The sequence below is a fragment of the Priestia sp. YIM B13490 genome (assembly GCF_042787735.1).
GTDB classification, from domain to species: Bacteria; Bacillota; Bacilli; order Bacillales; family Bacillaceae_H; genus Priestia; species Priestia megaterium.
In genome coordinates this window covers 34416-54938 of the sequence record NZ_JBHZOT010000002.1, presented here as the reverse complement: position 1 = coordinate 54938, position 20523 = coordinate 34416, and the positions used below count along the sequence as shown (strand labels likewise).

Sequence of the window (20523 nt, the reverse complement as noted above, 5' to 3'; positions counted from 1 at the left end):
CTTGCTTCTATTTGTTTAGAAAAGAAAACTGTAGAAAGTGTGTTGGAAATGACAAATCTTGTCCAAAAGCAAGAAATGAATAAATACATTGTGTTGGTAGCTAGCGTTTGTTTGTTAATCATTGGAATGATTTTGCATGTGGCTGTGGGATCTTCTGCTGTCAGCTTTACAGAAGTAATTAAGGCAATTTTTGCGCCTGATGACTCTAAGCAGACAACAATCGTACAGACGCTTAGACTGCCAAGAGCTGTGCTGGCAGCTCTTATTGGAGCCAGCTTGGCAGTTGCTGGAGCATTGATGCAAGCTATTACACGAAATTCGCTTGCCTCACCCCAAGTGTTTGGAGTAAATGCTGGTGCTTCATTAGCGATTGTAATAGCTTTTATTTTATTTCCTGACCTTACCTCTCAATCAACTGTTTATATTGCCTTTTTAGGGGCAGCTTTAGGAGGAATAACTGTTTATTTGTTCGCATCGGGCGGAAAGATAACTCATGTGAAACTAGCACTTGCCGGAATGGCTGTGCATTTATTTTTATCGTCACTTACTCAAGGAGTAATTGTGCTAAATGAACAAGCTACGGACGTTTTGTATTGGCTTGTAGGTTCTATTAACGGGAAAGACTGGACTCATGTGAAAATTCTTTTACCTTGGTCGTTTCTAGGTCTTCTCCTAGCTTTTGGATCATCTCGCTCTATATCGATCCTAGTATTAGGAGAAAATATGGCAACAGGATTAGGAGAAAAGGTAAAATGGATTCGCTTTTTTGCAGGTATACTAGTCATTATGCTCGCCGGTGCATCTGTTGCCGTTGCGGGGCCAATTGGATTTGTAGGTCTCATTGTACCTCATATAGCTAGAAAATTGGTAGGAGGAGACTACCAGCGAATTCTGCCATTTTCAGCTATATTAGGAGCCATTTTGCTTGTTTATGCTGATGTACTGTCTCGTTTCATTGCATATCCTTTTGAGTCGCCAGTAGGGATTGTAACAGCTCTTATTGGAGCGCCTTTCTTTTTATACCTTGCTAGAAAGGGGAGGAATATTAAGCAATGAAAAGAAAACACCCTTATCAAATGTTAAGTATCTTATTGTTAGGTTTAATAATTACGATTGTAATTAGCTTAGGGATAGGAGCCGTTTATATTTCCCCGGGAGAAATCTTTCAGCAAATAATTGGAAGTTCTCAAGGGAGTTCATTTATTTTAACGAATTATCGTATTCCACGCACCCTCATTGCTATTGTTGTAGGTGCGGCTTTAGCAGTAGCAGGAGCTATTTTGCAAGGGATATTAAAAAATCCACTAGCTTCTCCCGATGTTATCGGTGTCACAAAAGGAGCGGGGCTATTCGCCGTTTTTATCTTAATTGTATTTCCAACTGCTTCTGTGCTTCTGCTGCCACTTTCAGCTTTTTTAGGAGCAGCAGCTATAGCCGTTATACTTATGGTGTTTTCCTACTCTCAAGGAGCTAAACCTCATACGCTGGCTTTAGTTGGCGTAGCGTTAGGAGCTATTTGTCAGGCTGGAATTCAGTATTTTATGATTAAGTTTCCAGATGACGTGAATACAACTCTTCTTTGGCTCACAGGAAGTTTATGGGGAAGAGGCTGGAGTGAGCTTGGGATGTTAATTCCTTGTGTTGTACTCGTGCCTGTTATTATTATATTTGCATCTAAGCTCGACATTTTAAACTTAGGGGATGAGATTGCAGTTGGCTTAGGAGAGCGAACAACATACGTTCGTTATACACTATTGAGTATGGCTGTGATATTGGCAGGGTTATCTGTAGCTGTGGTTGGGTCAATTGGTTTTATTGGTTTAATTGCTCCTCATATTGGTAGGAGGCTAGTAGGAAGCCGTTCGAAGTTCTTGTTACCAGTTTCAGCAGCAGTAGGTGCTTTATTCCTGCTAATTGCTGACAGTTTAGGAAGAGGGGTTATGCCGCCCGTTGAGATTCCAGCTGGAATTGTAACAGCTGTTATTGGCGCCCCTTATTTTCTATATTTACTGCGCCGTGAACAGAAAAAATAGAGGAAAGGAGGAACAGTAATGACAAAATTAACTGCTGAAAAGCTTTCACTATCATATGATTCAACTTCAGTTATTCATAATATTGACCTTCACATTCCAGAAGGAAAGGTAAGTATAATCATTGGATCAAATGGCTCTGGAAAGTCAACAATCCTTCGTTCATTGGCTCGTTTATTAAAGCCTACAGAAGGAAGTATATATTTAAATGGAAAAGATATTCATCGTCATTCATCAAAAGAAGTAGCAAAAAAACTGGCTATTTTGCCTCAAGCTCCTGAAGCTCCTGAAGATTTAACAGTAAAAGAGCTTTGCTATTACGGTCGTCACCCTCATAAGGGCTTATTTGCTCGCTATTCTGCTGAAGATCATCAAATTGTAGAGGAGGCTTTACAGGCAACCAAACTGTCTGATTTAAGTCATCGTACACTGGATGCTCTCTCTGGAGGGCAGCGTCAGAGGGCCTGGGTTGCAATGGCATTAGCACAGGGTACGGAGCTTCTACTTTTGGATGAGCCTACCACATATTTAGATTTAGCTCATCAGATTGAAGTGCTTGAACTTCTTCGTTCTTTAAACCAAAAGAGAAATTGTACAATTGTGATGGTCTTACACGATCTAAACCAAGCAGCTCGCTATGCAGACCATTTAATCAGTATTTCAAACGGCCAGATTTACAAAGAAGGTTCTTCTGCTCAAGTATTTACAGAAGAAATGATAAGAGATGTGTTTAATTTATCTTCAACTATCATTCAAAATCCGGTTGATGGTTCACCTTTATGCATACCAACTGGAATCATAAAATAAACTGCATTTTAAAACAGCGTACTATTTTTGCATAGTACGCTGTTTTACATTTAAGGTCAGAGCTAACAGTTTATACAATACATAGATTCCAAGGTATGCCCCGGTTAATAAAAAAGCTGAATTTAAAAAGATTGCATGGATGCTCGTCATAAAAACAGTATGGTTTTTTAAGATACGATAGATAGAAGCAGCGGCTATATTTCCAAATACTAGCGCTGAAAGAAGGGCTAGCGTATTAAAAACTAGCTCTGCTCCTTTCCATTTGAGTGAGAAAAAGAGCATGATAATAGGAATAATGATACTTCCAGAAACTAACAGAAAAATCAATGGACCATCTCCAATACGTTATCTTATTACAGTTACATAAGATAATGTTTTTGCTTATCTTTAGATAGTCTTCCCTTTTTATAATCCGTTAAGCTTTTTTCTTCCATTTTTTACTTATATAAAAAAGTAAGATGATGGATAAAACCATTAAAATGATTTTGCCTTGCATAGATCCTTGTGAAAGATGATAAACCGAATAAACTTCAATAAAAAGCGCTGGAATTTTTCCAAGTGCGCTAGCAGAAATGAATACCGCAAAGGAGCCTTTTCCTACAGCGCTGAAGAATGTAATGAGGCCTGATGGAACAAAGGGAAGTAAACGCAAAGAAAGAATCAATACAAAACTCTCTTTCCCTTGTACGCGCAGCAGTTTCAGCGACTTGGAGTGAGAAAGTGTTTTTGTATGAACAAGTGTACGGAAACCTTTTCGATACAGCCAAAAAGAGAGAGCTGCACCTAAAACTTCTCCAATAAAAGAAAGTAAAAATCCGTTCCAAAAACCAAATAATTTTACGTTTGCGAACGTAAGGGGTGCACTTGGAAATACGCCCGTAATGCTAATAAGAATGTTCAAGAGAATGCTGATAAACCCAGCTGCTTCTAAATGTTCAAGCAGAAATGTTTGAAGATAGTCAGTCATGGTTATACTCCCATTTATGTTTTACTTGTAGGGCTATTTTAGATGGTTTTCTACTATTATATAATTTTTGGCATGAAATAAGTAGGTAAGCAGTTTATAAAAAACGAAACAGGGTAACTACTTACTAATGAAAGATGATTTACTGATTTGAAGGGATGGACAACTCATGTTGAAATTTTTGCTTGTTATTGTAGTGGTATTATTAATTATTATGATTTTTAAACGCTTTATCCGAAAATGAAAATGCTAACTAAGCAGCTCGTGGGATCTTTCTCACGAGCTCTTTTGCGGAGCTATTCAGTAGCTCAACAATACACTTTTTACCTGTGATGAATATCACTGCAGCTAGGGAAAAGAAGGGGTAAGATAGAAATGGGAGGGAGGTATATGGAATTATTATTCTATCTCAGCACTTATTTATCAGGGGGAGCTATTGCATTATGGCTAATTAATGCAGCATTTAATGGATTATTAAAATAACAGAGGGAGAGAAAATGAACGATTCTAAAGGTATATTTAACGATAAAGAAAGAAAGCTTGCTCGCTATTTGGAGACGTACACAACTGAGCAGATTTTAACTGAAGCAGGCATGTCTTCGTCTGCTGCGCTATATGAGTTGAAAAAAATAAGATTACCGCGGGCAGTTGCTAATACGATTGTTTATTACGTACTGGCAACAAATAATCAAAAGCTGGTTATGTACAAACTGCTCATGTTAGCTGGCGTTTGTAAAAAGCTTGGCATTCAAGATGCACAGGCAGCCCTCACTTTTATCAAAAAATATTACGTTTGTCATCAGCATTTACACTAGAAAGTACATTTGTCTGAGGGGGAAAAGAGATGAATATTGTCCCGTTTAAGCAGCGTTCATCTGCAAAAAATGATCAAGGCAGAGAACAGCCGTTTCAATGTTTCATTGAGGGAGATCGATTTCAGTTAGATTTGTATATGACATATTTATTTCATCGCTGCCATTCTAGCAGGTATAGATATAACCGTGCTAACAGAAAGGGTAGGATGTAATGATAAAATACCAGTGGTAGCGGCTTCATTTTTCCTGATGGAATAATGAAGCCGTTTGTTGTGTTAGAAAGAATGATTTACTATGATGTAGTTAATGATAAAAGAAAAAGGAAGGGAAGGAACGTAATGGATTTACATAAGTGGGAATATTGGATTTCAAAGCTCGAGCTTCAGCCTCATCCAGAAGGAGGGTTTTATAAACAAACCTATCGCTCCAATGATGAAATTTCTGATAAAGAAGTGTCATCGCAGTTTGATGATAAACGATTTCTATACACGAGTATTTACTTTTTATTAAGGTCTCAAGATGTATCGCATTTCCACCGGCTGCAATCAGATGAACTATGGTACTATCATGGGGGAAGTCCTTTAACCATTCATATTATTTACCGCGACGGAACCTATCAAGAAGTAAAACTAGGTACAAACTTAGAAAATGGAGAAGTTCCTCAATTTTTAGTTCCAAGAGATACGATTTTTGGTTCCTCTGTGGCAAATGAGAATACGTTTTCTCTCGTTGGATGCATGGTCGCACCAGGTTTTGATTTCCGTGACTTTGAATTATTCACAAAACAGCAGCTGCTTGATGAATTCCCCGAGCATGTTGTGATCATCGACAAATTAGGGTACGATAAATTGCCAAATGATTAAAAAGCATGCATCTCGGTTTGATGCATGCTTTTTTCATTTGAACCAGCCTTTTTCCTTAAAGCGAGTAATGGCTTCAATGCGGTTCTTTACTTCGAGTTTGTCCAGAATGGTAGAAATATAATTGCGCACCGTTCCAGTCTTAATAGATAGTTCGTCAGCAATTTCTTTTGTGTTTTTTCCATCAGCTACTAGAGCTAATACTTCTTTCTCTCTAGCTGTAAGAGGACTGGTAGATTCACTATATAAGTCATCCACTAATTCTGGAGCATAGAGGCGTCTGCCTGCCATCACGCTTCGAATGGAATTTGCGAGTTCTTCACTCGGACTATCTTTTAGCAAGTATCCGCTTACGCCTGCTTTCAAAGCTCTTTGAAAATAGCCGGAGCGAGCGAACGTTGTCAAAATGATGACTTTGCAGTTTAAATCTTTCAGTTCCTCTGCAGCTTCAAGCCCAGTTTTAAGAGGCATCTCGATATCCATTACGCATATATCTGGCTGGTGCTGCTTAGCAAGTGATACCGCTTGTTCCCCATTTGAAGCTTTTCCGACAACTTCCATGTCATCTTCTAAATTTAACAAAGAGCCTAAAGCCCCTAACATCATTTGCTGATCTTCGGCAATAACAATTCGAATCATAATTGTTCCTCCTTAATATGTTTAACGATGTTTGGAACTGTAATATGAATAATCGTCCCCCCTTGACTGGAGATATCAAGATGGCCGTTTACAAACTCCAGCCGTTCTTTCATTCCTAAAAGACCGTTTCCTTTCCAGCAGGTTTTCTTCGTATTAATACCAACTCCATTGTCTTCTACCGTTATGCCTACTTCTTTTGCAGACTGATGTAAAGTAATCGTGCAAACGGTGGCTTGACTATGTTTGACCACATTGGTTACTGCTTCTTTTAAGCACATGCTAAGAATATTTTCAATTAGCAACGACACATTCTCTAATGAAATGCCCTCTTCTCCTACAAACTTAATTTCGGCAGCTTCTAAAAGCTCTTGAACGCGTTTTAGTTCTTCACTAAGGCGGATTCCACGCATTTGAGAAACCATGTTTCTCACTTCATTAAGAGCCGTGCGCGCTGTTTGCTGGACATCTTTTAATTCTGATTTTGCTTTTTCAGGATCTTTTGTAATAAGTTTTCTTGCTAAATCACTTTTTAGACCGATAAGAGACAGCTTTTGTCCTAACGTATCGTGCAGATCGCGAGCTATCCGCTGGCGTTCTTCCTGTTTTACAAGCTCAGAAATACGTTTATTTGCATCTTCAAGCTGTTCTTCCAGCCGGTCTCGCTTCTTCCGATTATAAATGCTAAATGGCAGTACAATCACACTGATGGAAATTACAAAAATGAAAGGCAGCTGTTTTAAAAAGATCTCTTCTTGCATAACAACGTTAAAGTTTACCGAAATAACGGTGCTAATTAAATGAACAGCATACAAAGTGAAGAAAGCGAGTCGTTTTTGGATATTTCCAATAAAATAAGCGATAAAAAAAGCAAAGTAAAAGGCAAAGTAAATATAATTGAAAATAGTTGTCAGGGCTAAGGAAATAACGATTAACAAAGCCGTCCATACGTAAACGGACTTGCCTGTTGAAACAAACGCAAAACGATAGAAAATAAAAAATAAGATGGTGAGTAACGAACCAACAATAATGTGATTCATGGATGAAGACTGTAAAATAAAATAAAATGGTAGAATGACAAATACCGTCCATATGTAGGGAGATAGCCCAGTGATTTTTTGGAAAAACGTATATTTTTTCATAAAGAACCTCGTTTACTTGTTAAAATACACTATTAGTTTACCACAAAGTAGAACGAAATAAGTTTAGAGAGATAGATAAAACAGTCAAGCTTTTGAAAGCTTGACTGTTTTGTTTTATTAAAGTTCTGCTTTTGTTTGAGATGACATTCTGCTTGCTTTTGGTGCAGCTGAGCGTGTTTTTATTTCTTTAAAGCTCACAAACATTTTGTTTTCTTCATCCCATAGACGGAATCGAAGAGAGCGAAGACTTGTTGCGAGTGTAATGGTTGGTACATTTTGAAGAGGCTGCGTGTGTTGATGAACAGCTTCAAGCTTATAGTTTGGCACTCTTGGGCTTAAATGATGTACATGGTGAAACCCAATATTGCCTGTTAGCCATTGCAATAGTTTTGGAAGCTTGTAAAATGAACTTCCTTCAACGGCAGCTTTTACATAATCCCAGTGCTCATCTTCTTCAAAATAAGAATCTTCAAACTGATGCTGTACATAAAACAGCCAAATTCCAATTGAACCTGAAATGAAGAAAATCGGTCCTTGAATTAATAGGAACGCCTGCCACCCTACCAACCAGCAGGTCGCTGCTGCTAATGCAACGATCAATACATTTGTAAGATACGTATTCATTCTTTCTTGTTTCTTCGCATTTTTTTGATTGAATCGGTTTGTAATCAAAAATACATATATAGGTCCCACGCCGAACATAATGAACGGATTGCGATAGATACGGTAAGCGATTTTTTTCCAAATAGAAGCTTCTTTATATTCTGTTACGGTTAACACCCAAATGTCACCCGTACCTCTTTTATCTAAGTTGCTGCTTGTTGCATGGTGAATTGCATGGCTATGTCCCCATTGACTGTAAGGGAACATCGTTAAGACACCGGTAATGGTTCCGAGAATTTTATTGTGTTGTCTACTTTTAAAGAAAGAGTAGTGACAACAGTCATGAAAAATAATGAATATTCTTACTAAAAATCCTGCTGCGATAACAGTTAGCGGAAATGCTAAAAAATAAGAAATTGAAAGGCTCTCATAAGCGAGAAACCACAGTGTGAAAAAAGGTAAAAAAGTATTAATCAATTGTCTTATGCTGTCTTTCATTACTGCTTTTTCAAAAGGTGCAACTTGTTTTCGTAAATTCTTTTGTTTTTGTATAGTCATATGAAATTCCTTTCATCACCGTATATTACCCTCAGTATAAAGAGATTTTTCTGACTATTTAAGACATACGTGTCATATAGAAACCATGACAGTTGTCATATATATGTAGGGGGAAGCTGTAAAAAATGAAAAAAAGCGGTATTTAACAGTCTGCGGTTCTGATAAAATTATACAGTGAAGGCTTATTGCTACGGAGTATTTAAGAAGAAAAAAGGAGTTTGAAATGAATAAAAGAAATAGATGGGTATATCTTCTTCTAGCTTTTGTGATCATGGGAGCAGGCCTTTTATCAAGAAAACTTACCGCGTATCTTCCTCACATCGTAAATATATATGCGGGAGATTCGTTATGGGCCTTAATGATTTTTGTCAGCGCGGGTTTTTTGTTTCCTGCATGGAGGATAAAAATGACTGGTATGTTTGCTATAGTGTTTTGTTACTTCATTGAATTTACACAGTTGTATCACGCTCGGTGGATTGATGACATAAGAAAGACTGCGCTAGGAGGGCTCATTCTGGGGTATGGCTTCTTATGGAGCGATATACTGGCTTATTCGATTGGAGTCGGGGTAGGAATGAGCTGGGAATATTATAGATATCGATTTAAAAGATCCGCCTAGCAAATACGATTCAACGAATTTTAGAACTCAGCTGAGGATGGAATAAGCCGTAAGGTTATGAAGCAGGATGTATATACATAAAAATAAACTTATGCATAAAAATTTTTCACTTAAAACCAATTGTCTATTCGTTGAACGAGAGGAAGAGAGGGGATTATTTGAACTTAATAGCCTGGATGATTATTGCATGTGAAATCGCTTTTTGGATAGTCATCATTTTAGGATTAGCAGCAAGGTATATGTTTAAAAAACAAAAGCTCAGTTTTTTTATTTTAGCTCTAACACCTATTGTTGATTTTTTTCTTCTGATTGTGACGAGCGTAGACCTTTACGGAGGTGCTACAGCGACCTATGCTCACGCTATTGCAGCCGTGTATATTGGAATTTCGATCGCTTTTGGAAAAAGTATGATTCAATGGGCAGACGAACGCTTTCAATATTATGTGATGAAAAGCGGAGAAAAACCCCGTAGGCGCTATGGAAAAGAATATGCAAAGCATTATTTTAAGTCATGGCTACAGCATCTTGTTGCTTACGCTATTGGAGCAGCTCTTTTAGCGGCGATGATGTATATAGTACCAAATGGAAAAACCAACGTGCTGCAAAATGTAGTGGAATTTTGGACAGTTATTGTAGGAATTGATTTCTTATTATCTCTTTCTAATTTCGTTTGGCCTAAAAAAGAAAAAGAGTCCGGTTATACCAACTTATAAAAAGACATCGTCATGCGTGTGAAGCAAAAAACCTCCCCGTAAGGAGGTTTTTTGTTTTACCATCCAGGGTATAGGTATATGAATGATGCTTGTCTAAGGTAGTTCAGTTTAGTTGCTTAAGCGGCTAAACTGCTTTTTGTGCAAATATATGTACAATTTATGTAGCATGCATGATAAGAATTCTGTGTATTCCATATACTACCTCATATGAAAGATAGACAAGTGATACAATACAGTTTGTTTTTAGGAGAGCTTTTATGAAAAAACGCCGGTTGGACTTTATTTTTTTATTTATTATTTTACTTTCCATTTATGCTTTCTTTTTTACCTCTATTGATGTTCATTGGAAGTATGCCTTAGTTGGATTATATGGTGTCATCATTTTCATTTGTATGTATTCACTTATGCTTGAAAATCGAACGCCTGAAAGTACGTTGGTTTGGATGTATGTCCTCTTTTTCTTCCCTGTTGCAGGTTTTTTCTTTTATTTGTATTCAGGACAGCTCTATTTAAAGGGGCATATGTTTAAAAAAAAGCGTATGCATAACCGAGAAATGCTTAGAAAGATGGCAGACAAAGAAACGACGCCTGATCTATCGCCGCTTCAATCGCATCAGCGTTACTTTGCTCAGTATCTTCAATGTGTATCTTTGACAAAGATGAATGTTCATACAAAAACCTACGTCCTTAAGAACGGGCAAGAAACGTTTAATGAAATCAAAAAGCATTTGCAATCAGCAAAACAGTTTATTCATATGGAATACTATATGTTTCACTCAGATTCTCTAGGAAAAGAAATCATTGATATTTTAATAAAAAAAGCAAGCGAAGGTATAGAAGTGCGCTTTACATTCGATACAATGGGAAGTTTTACACTATCGGGTTCAGATATTAAACGAATGAAAAAAGCGAATATTAAAGTGCATCCTTTCTTACCTATTAAGTATGGATTTTTCAATCAAAAATTCAACTTTCGAAACCACCGTAAAATAGTCGTAATTGACGGGGAAGTAGGTTTTGTAGGGGGATTGAATGTTGGGGATGAGTATTTAGGAAAAAACAAAAAAATTGGTTTTTGGAGAGATACTCATCTGATGCTAAAAGGAGAATCTGTTCAAACCTTGCATTCGATCTTTATGTTCGATTGGGAATACGTTTCTGGAGAATGCTTAATTAACGATGAAGCGTATACAAAGCCTCATCCTGTCGAAGGAGAAGGCTTTGTGCAAGTGGTGGCGACAGGGCCCGATACGCAGGAAAATATGAGTGATTATTACTATACTATGATTACAAGCGCGACGAAATCAATCTGGATTTCAACTCCTTATTTTGTTCCAAATGAAGCCATAAGAACCGCCCTTCGTATTGCGGCTAGAAAAGGTGTAGAGGTACGGATTATGGTACCCGAAATTAATGATGGCTTTCTGACTCAATATGGAACTAGGTCATATTTTGCTGAACTTCTTCGATGTGGAATTGAAGTATATTCGTATAGAAAAGGGTTTTTGCATCAAAAAATTGTGATTATAGACGGAGATATGGCTTCGGTCGGTACTGCAAATATGGATATGAGAAGTTTTCATCTGAACTTTGAAGTTAATGCATTTTTAATTGAAGGAGAGACGATTCAAACGCTCATCAAAAATTACGAAGAAGATATTGAAGACAGTCATTTGATCAAACCAGTAGCATTTTACAAGCGAAGCTTAGTAGAACGTTCGAAAGAGTCATTTGCACGCTTATTTTCAGGTGTTTTATAAAATAAAGTTTGTTTTCAAAAAGCAGGAGGAAACGTATGGGTGAATCTCCATTTGTTAAAAAAGATACGTTTGGTCGAAAGTTACATCGCTTAAAAGAACGTACTAAGCCATTTGTCGTACGTTTTTCACGGTTTGGTCATGTGGCTCAAGGTGTGGTCTATTTTATCATCGGTATATTAGCGATTCAGACAGCTTTCGGATTAAAAGGCGATTTAGTTACTTCTCAAGGAGCCCTGCACACAATTGCAAAGCAGCCGTTTGGATTTTTGATTTTAATTGTCTTGGCAGTAGGTTTAAGTGGATATGCGTTTTGGCAAATCATTTCTGCTATTTTTGATCCTCACCACGTTGGGCATGGGGTAAAAGGCGTTTTCACTCGTTTGGGCTATTTAGTTGTAGCGACGTTTTATATTAGTCTTTGTGTGAGTTCGGTGAAAATTTTGCTTCATGCTCACGTTCATACCTCAGGTAAGCATTATCAAACGGTATCAGCCAAGCTGTTATCTTATCCCTTTGGGCAAACCATCATTGCGCTTACAGGTATCGGCGTTATTATCTTTGGGATTGGACAAGTATATTGGGCTCTTTCAGGACGCTTCTTAAAAAAACTAAAGAAAAACGAAATGTCAAAAGAAGAGTGGCGATGGAGCGGGCATATTGGAAAAGCAGGTATTATTGCTCGAAGTATCGTCTTTGGCATTATTGGTTTATTTCTTATTCGCACGGCTCTTCAAGCGGATCCAGACGAAACGAAAGGGTTAGATGGAGCCCTTGCTGAAGTAGCACAGCGTCCTTTTGGGTCTGTACTGCTGGCTATCGTATCAATCGGGCTTATGGCATACGGAGTATATATGTTTGCAGAATCAAGGTATAAACGAATTGATCCTTAATAAAATTAAAAAGATGAAAAAGCTACTTTTTGACCTTCTGCTCATATCATATAGCAGATAGATAATGAACAGGAGGAGAGGCAGATGCCATCGGTAGTAGGAGCCGTAAATATCTCGAATGTATTGGTTTCATCTTCAGTGGAGTTTGGTGATTGTCTGGCTATTAAGCCAAAAAGTACAGCTTTTACAACAGTCGGTTCTGGCAGCGGGAACACAGGGAATTTTATGAATATTACAAGCAGTTCCAGTACCGCTAATACAATTGATATGGATATTAAGGATCAAAATGTAGTGGGAAATGCATAAGAAACGAAAGCTTATCGTCATCGGACGGTAAGCTTTTTTATTTGTATTTCACGTATACCCAGACGTTTCTTTACCACAATGTACCTCTAGGATTCTATCTTATAGGAGTAGTAAACTAGACAGGTGATGTCAAAAAGTGGGGAGGCGAAATTATAAAATGAAGAAAATATGTATGAGCCTGATCGTTCTCTGTCTTTTCAGTGGAGGATTGGCCCCGATGAGTAAAGGAGCCGCTGCTTCTTCAGTGGGCACTGTCAAAGGTGACAACGTAAACGTATATCGTTCTCCTTCCTTACATTCTTCTGTTATGCAGACAGTGAAAAAAGGAGAAGAATTTCCTGTCATTTCATCTGAAGCTGGAGATGCAGCTCAGGTTACTACTCATACGGTAGTGCCGGGAAATACACTATGGTTACTAGCTAAGCAATACGGTGTAACAGTCAGTGATCTAATAAAACAAAATCAGCTAAAAAAGACGGAGCTGATTCCAGGGCAAACGCTGAAAATACCACCAAAAGGCTTGTTACATAAAGTAGTATCAGGAGATACGCTTTGGAAAGTCTCCGTAAAGTACGGTGTAAAAACAAATGAATTAACAAAGTTAAATCAGCTATCCTCAACAAATATTAAGCCCGGACAAACGCTTATTATTCCTGATTACTATATACAAGTACAGCTTTTGGAAGGGAAAAAAGGCTGGATCAAAAAATCTGATTTAGTGCAAAAGAAGCATCAGCCTGTAGTTATGGGTTGGAGCTTTAATGAAAAAACAGCAGGCTATACAGAATCGATGAAGCAAAAGAATTTAGACGTTGTTTCACCTCGTTGGTTTACGCTAACGTCGAATGACAAAGTTGTTTCATCTTCTATAAATGAATCATATGTTCAAACGGCTCATAAAAACGGCAAAAAAGTCTGGCCGCTTATTGGCAACAATTTTGATGATGTACTTACAAGTGATGTGCTAAGCAATAAAGCAAAGCGGAAAAAGCTTGTATCATCAATAGAAAGTTCGCTAGTAAAAACAAACAGCGATGGGATCAATGTTGACTTTGAAAACATTAATATCAAAAACAAACAAGATTTTGTTTTATTTATTAAAGAATTAAAAGCAGCGTTAAAACCTCATGGTATGACTATTTCAGTAGACATAACAAGAGAAAATAATGATCCTTTTTGGTCGGGAAGCTTTGATAGGAAACAGATTGGTCAAGTGGCAGACTATGTCATTATGATGGGATATGAAGAACACTGGGGAGGAAGTCAGGTTCCAGGATCTGTTGCTTCACTGCCTTGGGTGAAAGAAGGCGCACAACTTCTTATGAAAGATGTACCTGCACACAAAATCCTTCTGGGAGTTCCTTTTTATACGCGAGAATGGAAAACGGACCTATCGACCAAAAAAGTTGTCACAAAAGACTTAACGATGAAAGAAGCCGAAGCTGTTATCTCTTCTAAAAAGTTAGCTAAAAAATGGGATAGCCAAGCCTCACAGTACTATGTAGAATACACGGAAGATGGTACGAAGCATCAAATATGGCTCGAAGACAAAGCATCTATGCAGCGCCGGGTTAAATTAATTAATGACTATCATTTAGGTGGGGCGGCAGCTTGGTATATTGGTTCAGAAACCTCAGATATATGGGAGTTATACAACTTTTAAATAAAAAACACACCTCTTGCTTGATTTAGTGAGGTGTGTTTTTTATTTGCATCATAATGAAGCATATACATCTATTTACAAACGAGATAAATTTTACAATATTTGTTTTTCTTGAGTTAATTTATAACTATATTCCAAAATGAGCCTATTTAACCTTTTTTTAGTTGAAAACGCTTAATGACTTTACGATAAAGATAATTTATAGTAAATTCAGTTTCTATACAATAAATTTACCAAATGAACAATTAAGTAATTTAATTATTAACTAAGTGAAAGGAATGAATGTTATGGGAAAAGTATTAGTAATAGGCTTTCCAGGTGAAGGACATGTGAATCCTTCTTTAGGAATTGTAAAAGAGTTGATGGCTCAAGGGGAAAAGGTCGTCTATTACGGCATTGAAGACTATGCTGAAAAAATTCGGAAATCAGGCGCGGAATTTCGTGAATACGAAGATTTTCGTCCAAGTCTTGATATGAGCAACCGGATGACAAACGAAGAGTCTTATGACCGCTATGAAATAATGAATTTGTTTTTAAATGAATCTGAAAATATTATTACTAAAATTATGAGTGAAACGAAACATGAAACATATGATTATGTACTTTATGATTATCACCTTTTAGCAGGTTCCGCTGTGGCCGACCTTCTTCAGCTTCCGAAGGTTTCTCTTTGTACAACATTTGCGTTAAATAAGGAGTTAGCAACTTGTATGATGCCAAGTGGTCAAACAGAACCTGACCAATCTACCTTTTATCCTCAATTCGAAAAATCATTAAATAAGTTCAACAACCAATATAATACTCAGTTAAAAGATTCCATTGACATTATGTCGAATCCAGGGGATATTACGCTAGTATTTACGTCAGAATTCTTTCAGCCAAACGTATCTGAATTTACGAGTGAGTACAAGTTTATTGGTCCTTCAATTGTTAAACGATTAGACATTGAAGATCCTTCTTACTTACAAAATGAAAATGAAAAAATTATTTTTGTTTCTATGGGAACTATTTTTAATCAGCAGCTAGAAATCTATAACTTATGTGTAGAAGCATTAAAAGATTTTGAGGGTAAAGTTATTTTATCTATTGGTAAAAATACCAAACCTGAAGAATTAGCACACATTCCAGAAAACTTCGTTGTGAAACAATACGTACCGCAGCTAGAAATTTTAAAACGTGCGGATTTATTCATTACTCACGGCGGAATGAACAGCAGCAGTGAAGGTTTATACTACGATACGCCCCTTGTCGTTATTCCAATGGCAGTGGATCAATTTATGGTTGGCGATCGCGTGCAGGAGTTAGGAGCAGGTGTAAAATTAGATAAAAATAATGTATCTGCTGAGCTAATCAAAAAGACAGTTAACGACGTTTTAACTACTCACACATATAAACAGCATGCACAACAAATTGGAGAATCACTTCGCTCAGCGGGAGGATACAAGCAAGGAGTGAAAGAAATTTTCAATGTGGTGCCTGTCAAAGCGTAATAGATGTAAGGCAGCTAGATAACTAACAGAGAGGAGTAAATATAATATGCAGACTATAAAAAAAGCAGTTATACCAGCAGCAGGGTTAGGTACTCGTTTTTTACCCGTTACAAAATCTATCCCAAAAGAAATGCTTCCAATTGTAAATAAGCCCGTAATTCAATTTATTGTAGAAGAAGCCTTAAAATCAGGAATCGAAGATATTTTAATTGTTACAGGAAACGGGAAACAAGCAATTGAAAATCATTTTGATCACAATATTCAACTGGAGCACTTGCTTCATCAAAAGGGAAAAACTGAACTATTAGAAGAAATGGAGCATATCTCTGAACTAGCGAATATTCATTACGTTCGTCAAAAAGAAATGAAGGGCCTTGGCCATGCAATTGGCTGTGCTCGACAGTTTATTGGAAACGAACCGTTTGCAGTTTTACTTGGAGATGACTTAACAGACCCAGATCAGCCTTGTTTAAAACAGCTGATTGACCAGTATAACCAAACGGGATCATCGGTTATCGGCGTACAGCGCGTAGAGGAAGAATCCGTTCACCGTTACGGGATTATAGATCCAAAAGCAAATAAAAACCGGTTATACGAAGTGAATGGTTTTGTAGAAAAACCATCAGTCGAAGAAGCTCCGTCTAATTTAGGAATTATTGGACGCTATGTATTTACACCTGACATTTTTGAGTATCTTGAAACGCAGGAAGCTGGAAAAGGCGGGGAAATTCAGCTAACAGATGCTATTCAGCGTATGAATATAGACCGTTCTATTTATGCTTACGAATTCGAGGGCGAACGTTATGATGCAGGAGAAAAGTTAGATTTTATTTTTACGACTCTTGCTTTTGCATTAAAAGATGAAGAATTAAAAGCACCTCTTTTGACCAAATTCAAAGAACTTATCAGCAAAGAAGAACAAAAAGAAAAAATTGCTGTACAAATTGGAAAATAACCTTCATTTACACACCTTTCTTCTACTTTTTCTTGAAGAAAGGTGCATTTTTTTGCGGAAATGGAACGTTTGACAGCTGGATAGAAAGGGTTGAAATGAGTTTATGTCGAAAATAGAAAATTCGTTTGTATCAGGCATAAAGATTGTGTTTACAGACCGGGATTTTCGAACGATTTTTATTTCATTATTTATTATTGGATTATCCGTTGGCGGCTTTATGCCTTATTTAACGGTTTGGGCAACAAATACATTGCATGCCACTTCTTTTCAAGCAGGATTTTTATTTGTGCCAATGAGCATTATTGGTTTAATCGTATCGTTTTATTTAGCTTCGTTATCAGACAAATGGGGGAAACGAAAGCCATTTATTATTTGGGCGTTACTGATTGGAACCATTTCAAGAGTGCCGTTAGCGTTTACGCATTCTTATACAATAGCACTCATTTTACTTGCTATAGGAGGGTTTAATGCGTTTTCTTTTTTCTTTGCCCTGCTGAATGATTTTATTGTTAAAAAGCAAGAAAGCAAATCGCAGGCAGGTACGATTACTGGTACCGTGCGAATGGCTTTTTCACAAGGCTATATTTTTGGACCTATGCTTGGCGCTTTAATTATTGATCACGGAGGGTATACTCTTTTATTTTTATTATCAGGGTTGTTATCGCTAGCAACTTTAGGGTGGGTTCTTTTTGCGCTTAAAGAAGACAGTATGCCTCAAACTTCGGCTCATGCATCTTCAAAAGCGCCAGCCGGTATACCTTCTGTATTAATAGCTGTATTCGTAGCAGCTCTTTTCATTTTTGCGGGTGATTCCGGGCGTTCTATGTATTTGCCGCTCTACATAACGGATACGTTAAAACAATCCGTTTCGATTGTAGGGATTCTCTTTACCGTTACATCTGTTTTTGAGCTAGTATTTATGCCGTTAGGGGGCTATTTTTCTGATAAAATCGGAGTTAAACGATTCTTTATCATTGGAATTGCTTGCCAAGTGCTTTATTTTATTTTAACGAGCCTTCATTTACCGCTGAGTGGGTTAATTGTGCTTCAAGTATTTTATGCTTTTATTCTGTCCGCTACAATGGGAGTGGGAATGGTATATGCTCAGTCACTGGCTCCGCGTCAAATTGGACTAGCCACAACGGCATATATGACGGCTATACAAACTTCAGCAGTTGTCAGCAGCTTAGCTATGGGGTCACTAGTCAGCGTGATTCCGCTGCCTTCTACTTTTTACATTTTAGCTGTTTTCGCGGTTATTTCAGGTGTGATGTTCCTGTTTATGAAGCAAAAATCAGCTGAGAAAATGAGTTAAAAAGAAAAGTTAAGAAGAGGTTGAGACATTACCCAATTAATTCAATCTAAAGGCGGACAAATAGTATACATGAGCTCGTATGGATTGCTTGTGCCACCGCAGTTGATTTCCGTACAAGTCTTCGCTTTCCGCGGGTGGCCGATGAGCCTCCTCGTCTTTTGCGCTCCTGCGGGGTCTGATCTGTTCCACTTTTCCCGCAGGAATTTTCGCCTTGCTCCCCAATCAACTGTTAGAAGGACCTAAACAAATGACACATACATTCACCATAGCAAAAAAACGAACCATTGATTAATGGTTCGTTTTTTTACTTTCTCTAAAATATTTTTGCCCCAGCCTCTTTTTTATGAGGCTGTTTCTTGAATTTGTTCGCTGCGATTTTTATTTAAAATTTTGCGGTAGCGGTAATTAACAAAAGCTGCCGCTGCCATACCTACTACTGAAAGCATCGCATCAAAAATAAAGATAATTGAAATATGTCCCGTTTTAGACATAAGCCCTGTTGCTAAAGGCAATAAAATAGCAGCTAGTCCAGCAGCCGTCGCTACAATTCCAGTAACCGTTCCTTTTTTGTTCCAGAAAAGCTCGGTCATAACAGTAATCGCTAATTGAAAGACCCCAGCCGTAGAAAATCCCATGAAAAAAGCAGCTGCAATTGCAATAGCAGGTACTTTAACAAAAAGAAGCGTAAGTACGGCTATAAGGGTAATCATCGGGTAAACGAGAATAACCGTTACAGGACGAAGCACTTTGCTTAATAATACAGCTAATACTAAAACAGAGATTAAAGCTCCAATGCTGTAGTAGCTTAAAAGGCGGACCGAGCTGCTTTCAGCCATACCTAATACTTGTTGACCGTAAGTAGGGAGCCAAATTTGAGCCACCGTAAAAAGCGCTGTAGAAGTAAATCCAATCACAATAAGAGCAATTCCTTCTTGTTTCATTTTAGGAGCAGAGATAAATTTATTCTCTGCTGTATTTTGCTGTTGAACTGTACTCTGTTCGCGTTTATGATTGGGAAAAGGCAGTTTGAACATAAAGATCATATTTAGTAAATAAATAAGAGCAGGAAGAAAAAAAGCATACCCATAAAACAAATCACGATCTGCAAAAAAGGCAATCATAAACGGCAGAAGTGCCGCTCCTGCAGAAATAAATGCTTTTACAAGAACACTGGCTGAACCTGAAGATTTAGGAAAGACCTCAATCAAAGCAGGGTACGTTCCAGCATCCATAGCAGAGTTTGCAATACCAGCGATAATAGCAAAGATAAAGGCTGTTTGATAATTTGGCGATAATGGAATGCCAATTAAAAAAATCGCCATCGTCAGAGACGAAACAATAATCAAAGGCTTTCGTCCGACTTTATCAGACAAGACGCCTGATAGAGAATACGAAAGCAATTTTCCAATTCCGATAGCAGAAATGATATAGCTGATTCCAGCACCGTCGGTATTTAATTGTTTTGTCAAAAATGACATATTTGATGCAAGCATGATATTGACCATGCCCAGTAGAAAGTAGTTAATATACATACCTGAAGCTGACAGCATGTACTTATTTTTCATCGTTTACACATCCTTACGTAAAAAAGCTTATATGAAAGGGATAAAAGTAACACCCGTTCCTCCTTTTTTCTTCGTTATTTATAAACCTACTTCCATGATAAGTTTATGAAGACATTACCTTTACCTTTTATCATTATATTTATTTAGTCCTTTTTAGTATGTGACTAAATGCGTGCACCTACTGCTTCAAATCAATATGAAATCTATTCTAACATGTTTTTAGCGCTTTAAACCAAAAAAGTGATATTTTATAAAAAAATCCTGTCTTCTTTCGCGGCTTCACAAAAGAAACCCCACAAAAAATGTTTGTTTTAAAGCCAGGATGCACAAGAAGTGCCTCCCAATAGTGGTTATTAAAAAGGAGAAAAGGGTATTTATAAATTAAGGAAAAAGAAACAAAAGAAGAAAGGTGGAAACAATGAAACACAAAGTATTTTTTGATGCGCAATGTCCTTTATGTTACAACGTAAAAAAAATAATTAAAGCGCTGGACTGGACGAACCAAATTCAGTGGATTCCAGTTCAATACATTGAACGAACGGAGTATAGTTACTTAAAAGAAGAGGGAAGAGACTTATATGATCAAATTCATATGGTGACCAAAAAAGGGGAAGTTCTAGCAGGATTTGAAACGGTCAGACGGCTTTTAGCTGTTTTGCCTCTTACATTCCCAATAGGTGTGCTTTTGCATTTACCATTAATGAACAAAGCGTTTAGTCCGCTATACAAATGGGTCTCCACAAACCGATACGACTGGTTTGGACGCTACGATTCTCCGCGAACCACATAAACAAACAAAAGGGACAAGCTTTGAAAAAGCTTGTCCCTTTTG

The 20523-nt window shown here is 37.5% G+C and carries 22 protein-coding genes; 16 read left to right on the top strand and 6 right to left on the bottom strand.

The features are described from left to right. Nucleotides 1–48: 48 nt before the first annotated feature. From ACFX4R_RS05710 to ACFX4R_RS05700, 3 genes are read left to right on the top strand one after another with little or no spacing between them, the layout of a single operon-like run. On the top strand, nucleotides 49–1056 hold the full coding sequence (locus ACFX4R_RS05710; protein WP_377569105.1) for a FecCD family ABC transporter permease: 1008 nt from the start codon (nucleotides 49–51) through the stop codon (nucleotides 1054–1056). Then, a complete protein-coding gene (locus ACFX4R_RS05705; RefSeq protein ID WP_097823942.1) occupies nucleotides 1053–2033 on the top strand; it encodes a FecCD family ABC transporter permease in 981 nt (326 codons plus the stop codon). The genes ACFX4R_RS05710 and ACFX4R_RS05705 overlap by 4 nt, the downstream gene beginning before the upstream one ends. An 18-nt stretch (nucleotides 2034–2051) precedes the next feature. Beyond that, a complete protein-coding gene (locus ACFX4R_RS05700; RefSeq protein ID WP_043979376.1) occupies nucleotides 2052–2837 on the top strand; it encodes an ABC transporter ATP-binding protein in 786 nt (261 codons plus the stop codon). Between the two features lie 21 nt (nucleotides 2838–2858). Here the strand turns inward: ACFX4R_RS05700 and ACFX4R_RS05695 are convergent, their stop codons facing one another. Continuing rightward, complete coding sequence (locus ACFX4R_RS05695; protein ID WP_043979375.1) at nucleotides 2859–3164, bottom strand: hypothetical protein; 306 nt, start codon at nucleotides 3162–3164, stop codon at nucleotides 2859–2861. Nucleotides 3165–3252: 88 nt separating this feature from the next. Then, on the bottom strand, nucleotides 3253–3804 hold the full coding sequence (locus ACFX4R_RS05690; protein WP_043979372.1) for a TVP38/TMEM64 family protein: 552 nt from the start codon (nucleotides 3802–3804) through the stop codon (nucleotides 3253–3255). Nucleotides 3805–4298: 494 nt separating this feature from the next. Here ACFX4R_RS05690 and ACFX4R_RS05685 point away from each other — a divergent pair, with 494 nt between their 5' ends. The 3 genes from ACFX4R_RS05685 (at nucleotide 4299) to ACFX4R_RS05675 (ending at nucleotide 5479) form a co-directional block, all read left to right on the top strand. Next, complete coding sequence (locus tag ACFX4R_RS05685) at nucleotides 4299–4616, top strand: hypothetical protein (protein WP_013056195.1); 318 nt, start codon at nucleotides 4299–4301, stop codon at nucleotides 4614–4616. Between the two features lie 29 nt (nucleotides 4617–4645). Then, nucleotides 4646–4828: a hypothetical protein gene (locus ACFX4R_RS05680; protein ID WP_029324165.1), complete on the top strand. Its 183-nt coding sequence runs from the start codon at nucleotides 4646–4648 to the stop codon at nucleotides 4826–4828. A gap of 126 nt (nucleotides 4829–4954) precedes the next feature. Next, on the top strand, nucleotides 4955–5479 hold the full coding sequence (locus tag ACFX4R_RS05675; protein WP_013056196.1) for a cupin domain-containing protein: 525 nt from the start codon (nucleotides 4955–4957) through the stop codon (nucleotides 5477–5479). A gap of 33 nt (nucleotides 5480–5512) precedes the next feature. Here the strand turns inward: ACFX4R_RS05675 and ACFX4R_RS05670 are convergent, their stop codons facing one another. The 3 genes from ACFX4R_RS05670 to desA all read right to left on the bottom strand — a co-directional run bounded on the left by ACFX4R_RS05670 (nucleotide 5513) and on the right by desA (nucleotide 8415). Beyond that, nucleotides 5513–6115 carry a response regulator transcription factor gene (locus ACFX4R_RS05670; RefSeq protein WP_013056197.1) on the bottom strand — a complete coding sequence of 201 codons (603 nt, stop codon included), beginning with the start codon at nucleotides 6113–6115 and terminating at the stop codon, nucleotides 5513–5515. Continuing rightward, nucleotides 6112–7254, bottom strand: a complete 1143-nt coding sequence (locus ACFX4R_RS05665; RefSeq protein ID WP_043979369.1) for a sensor histidine kinase — start codon at nucleotides 7252–7254, stop codon at nucleotides 6112–6114. The genes ACFX4R_RS05670 and ACFX4R_RS05665 overlap by 4 nt, the downstream gene beginning before the upstream one ends. 117 nt (nucleotides 7255–7371) lie before the next feature. Beyond that, the gene (desA, locus tag ACFX4R_RS05660) at nucleotides 7372–8415 is read right to left on the bottom strand and encodes a Delta(5) desaturase DesA (RefSeq protein WP_043979367.1); all 1044 of its coding nucleotides are present in this window, start codon (nucleotides 8413–8415) and stop codon (nucleotides 7372–7374) included. Nucleotides 8416–8638: 223 nt separating this feature from the next. Between desA and ACFX4R_RS05655 the strand changes: the two genes are divergently transcribed. The 9 genes from ACFX4R_RS05655 (at nucleotide 8639) to ACFX4R_RS05615 (ending at nucleotide 18126) form a co-directional block, all read left to right on the top strand. Beyond that, the gene (locus ACFX4R_RS05655) at nucleotides 8639–9034 is read left to right on the top strand and encodes a ribosomal maturation YjgA family protein (RefSeq protein ID WP_043979365.1); all 396 of its coding nucleotides are present in this window, start codon (nucleotides 8639–8641) and stop codon (nucleotides 9032–9034) included. A 158-nt stretch (nucleotides 9035–9192) separates the two neighbouring features. Further along, nucleotides 9193–9747, top strand: coding sequence for a hypothetical protein (locus ACFX4R_RS05650; protein ID WP_377569102.1), 555 nt, complete (start codon nucleotides 9193–9195; stop codon nucleotides 9745–9747). Between the two features lie 257 nt (nucleotides 9748–10004). Further along, nucleotides 10005–11507: a cardiolipin synthase gene (cls, locus tag ACFX4R_RS05645; protein ID WP_043979361.1), complete on the top strand. Its 1503-nt coding sequence runs from the start codon at nucleotides 10005–10007 to the stop codon at nucleotides 11505–11507. 35 nt (nucleotides 11508–11542) lie between these two features. Continuing rightward, entirely contained in the window at nucleotides 11543–12397 is an 855-nt protein-coding gene (locus tag ACFX4R_RS05640) for a DUF1206 domain-containing protein (RefSeq protein ID WP_377569100.1), read from the top strand. 84 nt (nucleotides 12398–12481) lie between these two features. Further along, complete coding sequence (locus ACFX4R_RS05635) at nucleotides 12482–12703, top strand: spore germination protein (RefSeq protein WP_013056204.1); 222 nt, start codon at nucleotides 12482–12484, stop codon at nucleotides 12701–12703. 217 nt (nucleotides 12704–12920) lie between these two features. Then, the gene (locus tag ACFX4R_RS05630; protein WP_165575366.1) at nucleotides 12921–14366 is read left to right on the top strand and encodes a glycosyl hydrolase family 18 protein; all 1446 of its coding nucleotides are present in this window, start codon (nucleotides 12921–12923) and stop codon (nucleotides 14364–14366) included. Between the two features lie 287 nt (nucleotides 14367–14653). Beyond that, a complete protein-coding gene (locus ACFX4R_RS05625) occupies nucleotides 14654–15856 on the top strand; it encodes a macrolide family glycosyltransferase (RefSeq protein WP_162213899.1) in 1203 nt (400 codons plus the stop codon). 46 nt (nucleotides 15857–15902) lie between these two features. Then, nucleotides 15903–16811, top strand: coding sequence for a UTP--glucose-1-phosphate uridylyltransferase GalU (galU, locus tag ACFX4R_RS05620; RefSeq protein WP_162213900.1), 909 nt, complete (start codon nucleotides 15903–15905; stop codon nucleotides 16809–16811). A gap of 103 nt (nucleotides 16812–16914) precedes the next feature. Next, nucleotides 16915–18126, top strand: a complete 1212-nt coding sequence (locus ACFX4R_RS05615) for a sugar efflux transporter (protein WP_043979348.1) — start codon at nucleotides 16915–16917, stop codon at nucleotides 18124–18126. 341 nt (nucleotides 18127–18467) lie between these two features. Here the strand turns inward: ACFX4R_RS05615 and ACFX4R_RS05610 are convergent, their stop codons facing one another. After that, on the bottom strand, nucleotides 18468–19691 hold the full coding sequence (locus ACFX4R_RS05610; protein ID WP_043979346.1) for an MFS transporter: 1224 nt from the start codon (nucleotides 19689–19691) through the stop codon (nucleotides 18468–18470). A gap of 418 nt (nucleotides 19692–20109) precedes the next feature. On the opposite strand from ACFX4R_RS05610, the gene ACFX4R_RS05605 reads away from it, so the two are divergent. Next, entirely contained in the window at nucleotides 20110–20481 is a 372-nt protein-coding gene (locus tag ACFX4R_RS05605; RefSeq protein WP_028408045.1) for a thiol-disulfide oxidoreductase DCC family protein, read from the top strand. Nucleotides 20482–20523 lie beyond the last annotated feature (42 nt).

Coding starts and splice junctions, on each gene's coding strand:
- ACFX4R_RS05710 (WP_377569105.1), top strand. CDS start 49: ATGACAAATCTTGTCCAAAAGCAAGAAATGAATAAATACATTGTGTTG.
- ACFX4R_RS05705 (WP_097823942.1), top strand. CDS start 1,053: ATGAAAAGAAAACACCCTTATCAAATGTTAAGTATCTTATTGTTAGGT.
- ACFX4R_RS05700 (WP_043979376.1), top strand. CDS start 2,052: ATGACAAAATTAACTGCTGAAAAGCTTTCACTATCATATGATTCAACT.
- ACFX4R_RS05690 (WP_043979372.1), bottom strand. CDS start 3,804: ATGACTGACTATCTTCAAACATTTCTGCTTGAACATTTAGAAGCAGCT.
- ACFX4R_RS05685 (WP_013056195.1), top strand. CDS start 4,299: ATGAACGATTCTAAAGGTATATTTAACGATAAAGAAAGAAAGCTTGCT.
- ACFX4R_RS05680 (WP_029324165.1), top strand. CDS start 4,646: ATGAATATTGTCCCGTTTAAGCAGCGTTCATCTGCAAAAAATGATCAA.
- ACFX4R_RS05675 (WP_013056196.1), top strand. CDS start 4,955: ATGGATTTACATAAGTGGGAATATTGGATTTCAAAGCTCGAGCTTCAG.
- ACFX4R_RS05670 (WP_013056197.1), bottom strand. CDS start 6,115: ATGATTCGAATTGTTATTGCCGAAGATCAGCAAATGATGTTAGGGGCT.
- ACFX4R_RS05665 (WP_043979369.1), bottom strand. CDS start 7,254: ATGAAAAAATATACGTTTTTCCAAAAAATCACTGGGCTATCTCCCTAC.
- desA (WP_043979367.1), bottom strand. CDS start 8,415: ATGACTATACAAAAACAAAAGAATTTACGAAAACAAGTTGCACCTTTT.
- ACFX4R_RS05655 (WP_043979365.1), top strand. CDS start 8,639: ATGAATAAAAGAAATAGATGGGTATATCTTCTTCTAGCTTTTGTGATC.
- cls (WP_043979361.1), top strand. CDS start 10,005: ATGAAAAAACGCCGGTTGGACTTTATTTTTTTATTTATTATTTTACTT.
- ACFX4R_RS05640 (WP_377569100.1), top strand. CDS start 11,543: ATGGGTGAATCTCCATTTGTTAAAAAAGATACGTTTGGTCGAAAGTTA.
- ACFX4R_RS05635 (WP_013056204.1), top strand. CDS start 12,482: ATGCCATCGGTAGTAGGAGCCGTAAATATCTCGAATGTATTGGTTTCA.
- ACFX4R_RS05630 (WP_165575366.1), top strand. CDS start 12,921: ATGAGTAAAGGAGCCGCTGCTTCTTCAGTGGGCACTGTCAAAGGTGAC.
- ACFX4R_RS05625 (WP_162213899.1), top strand. CDS start 14,654: ATGGGAAAAGTATTAGTAATAGGCTTTCCAGGTGAAGGACATGTGAAT.
- galU (WP_162213900.1), top strand. CDS start 15,903: ATGCAGACTATAAAAAAAGCAGTTATACCAGCAGCAGGGTTAGGTACT.
- ACFX4R_RS05615 (WP_043979348.1), top strand. CDS start 16,915: ATGTCGAAAATAGAAAATTCGTTTGTATCAGGCATAAAGATTGTGTTT.
- ACFX4R_RS05610 (WP_043979346.1), bottom strand. CDS start 19,691: ATGAAAAATAAGTACATGCTGTCAGCTTCAGGTATGTATATTAACTAC.
- ACFX4R_RS05605 (WP_028408045.1), top strand. CDS start 20,110: ATGAAACACAAAGTATTTTTTGATGCGCAATGTCCTTTATGTTACAAC.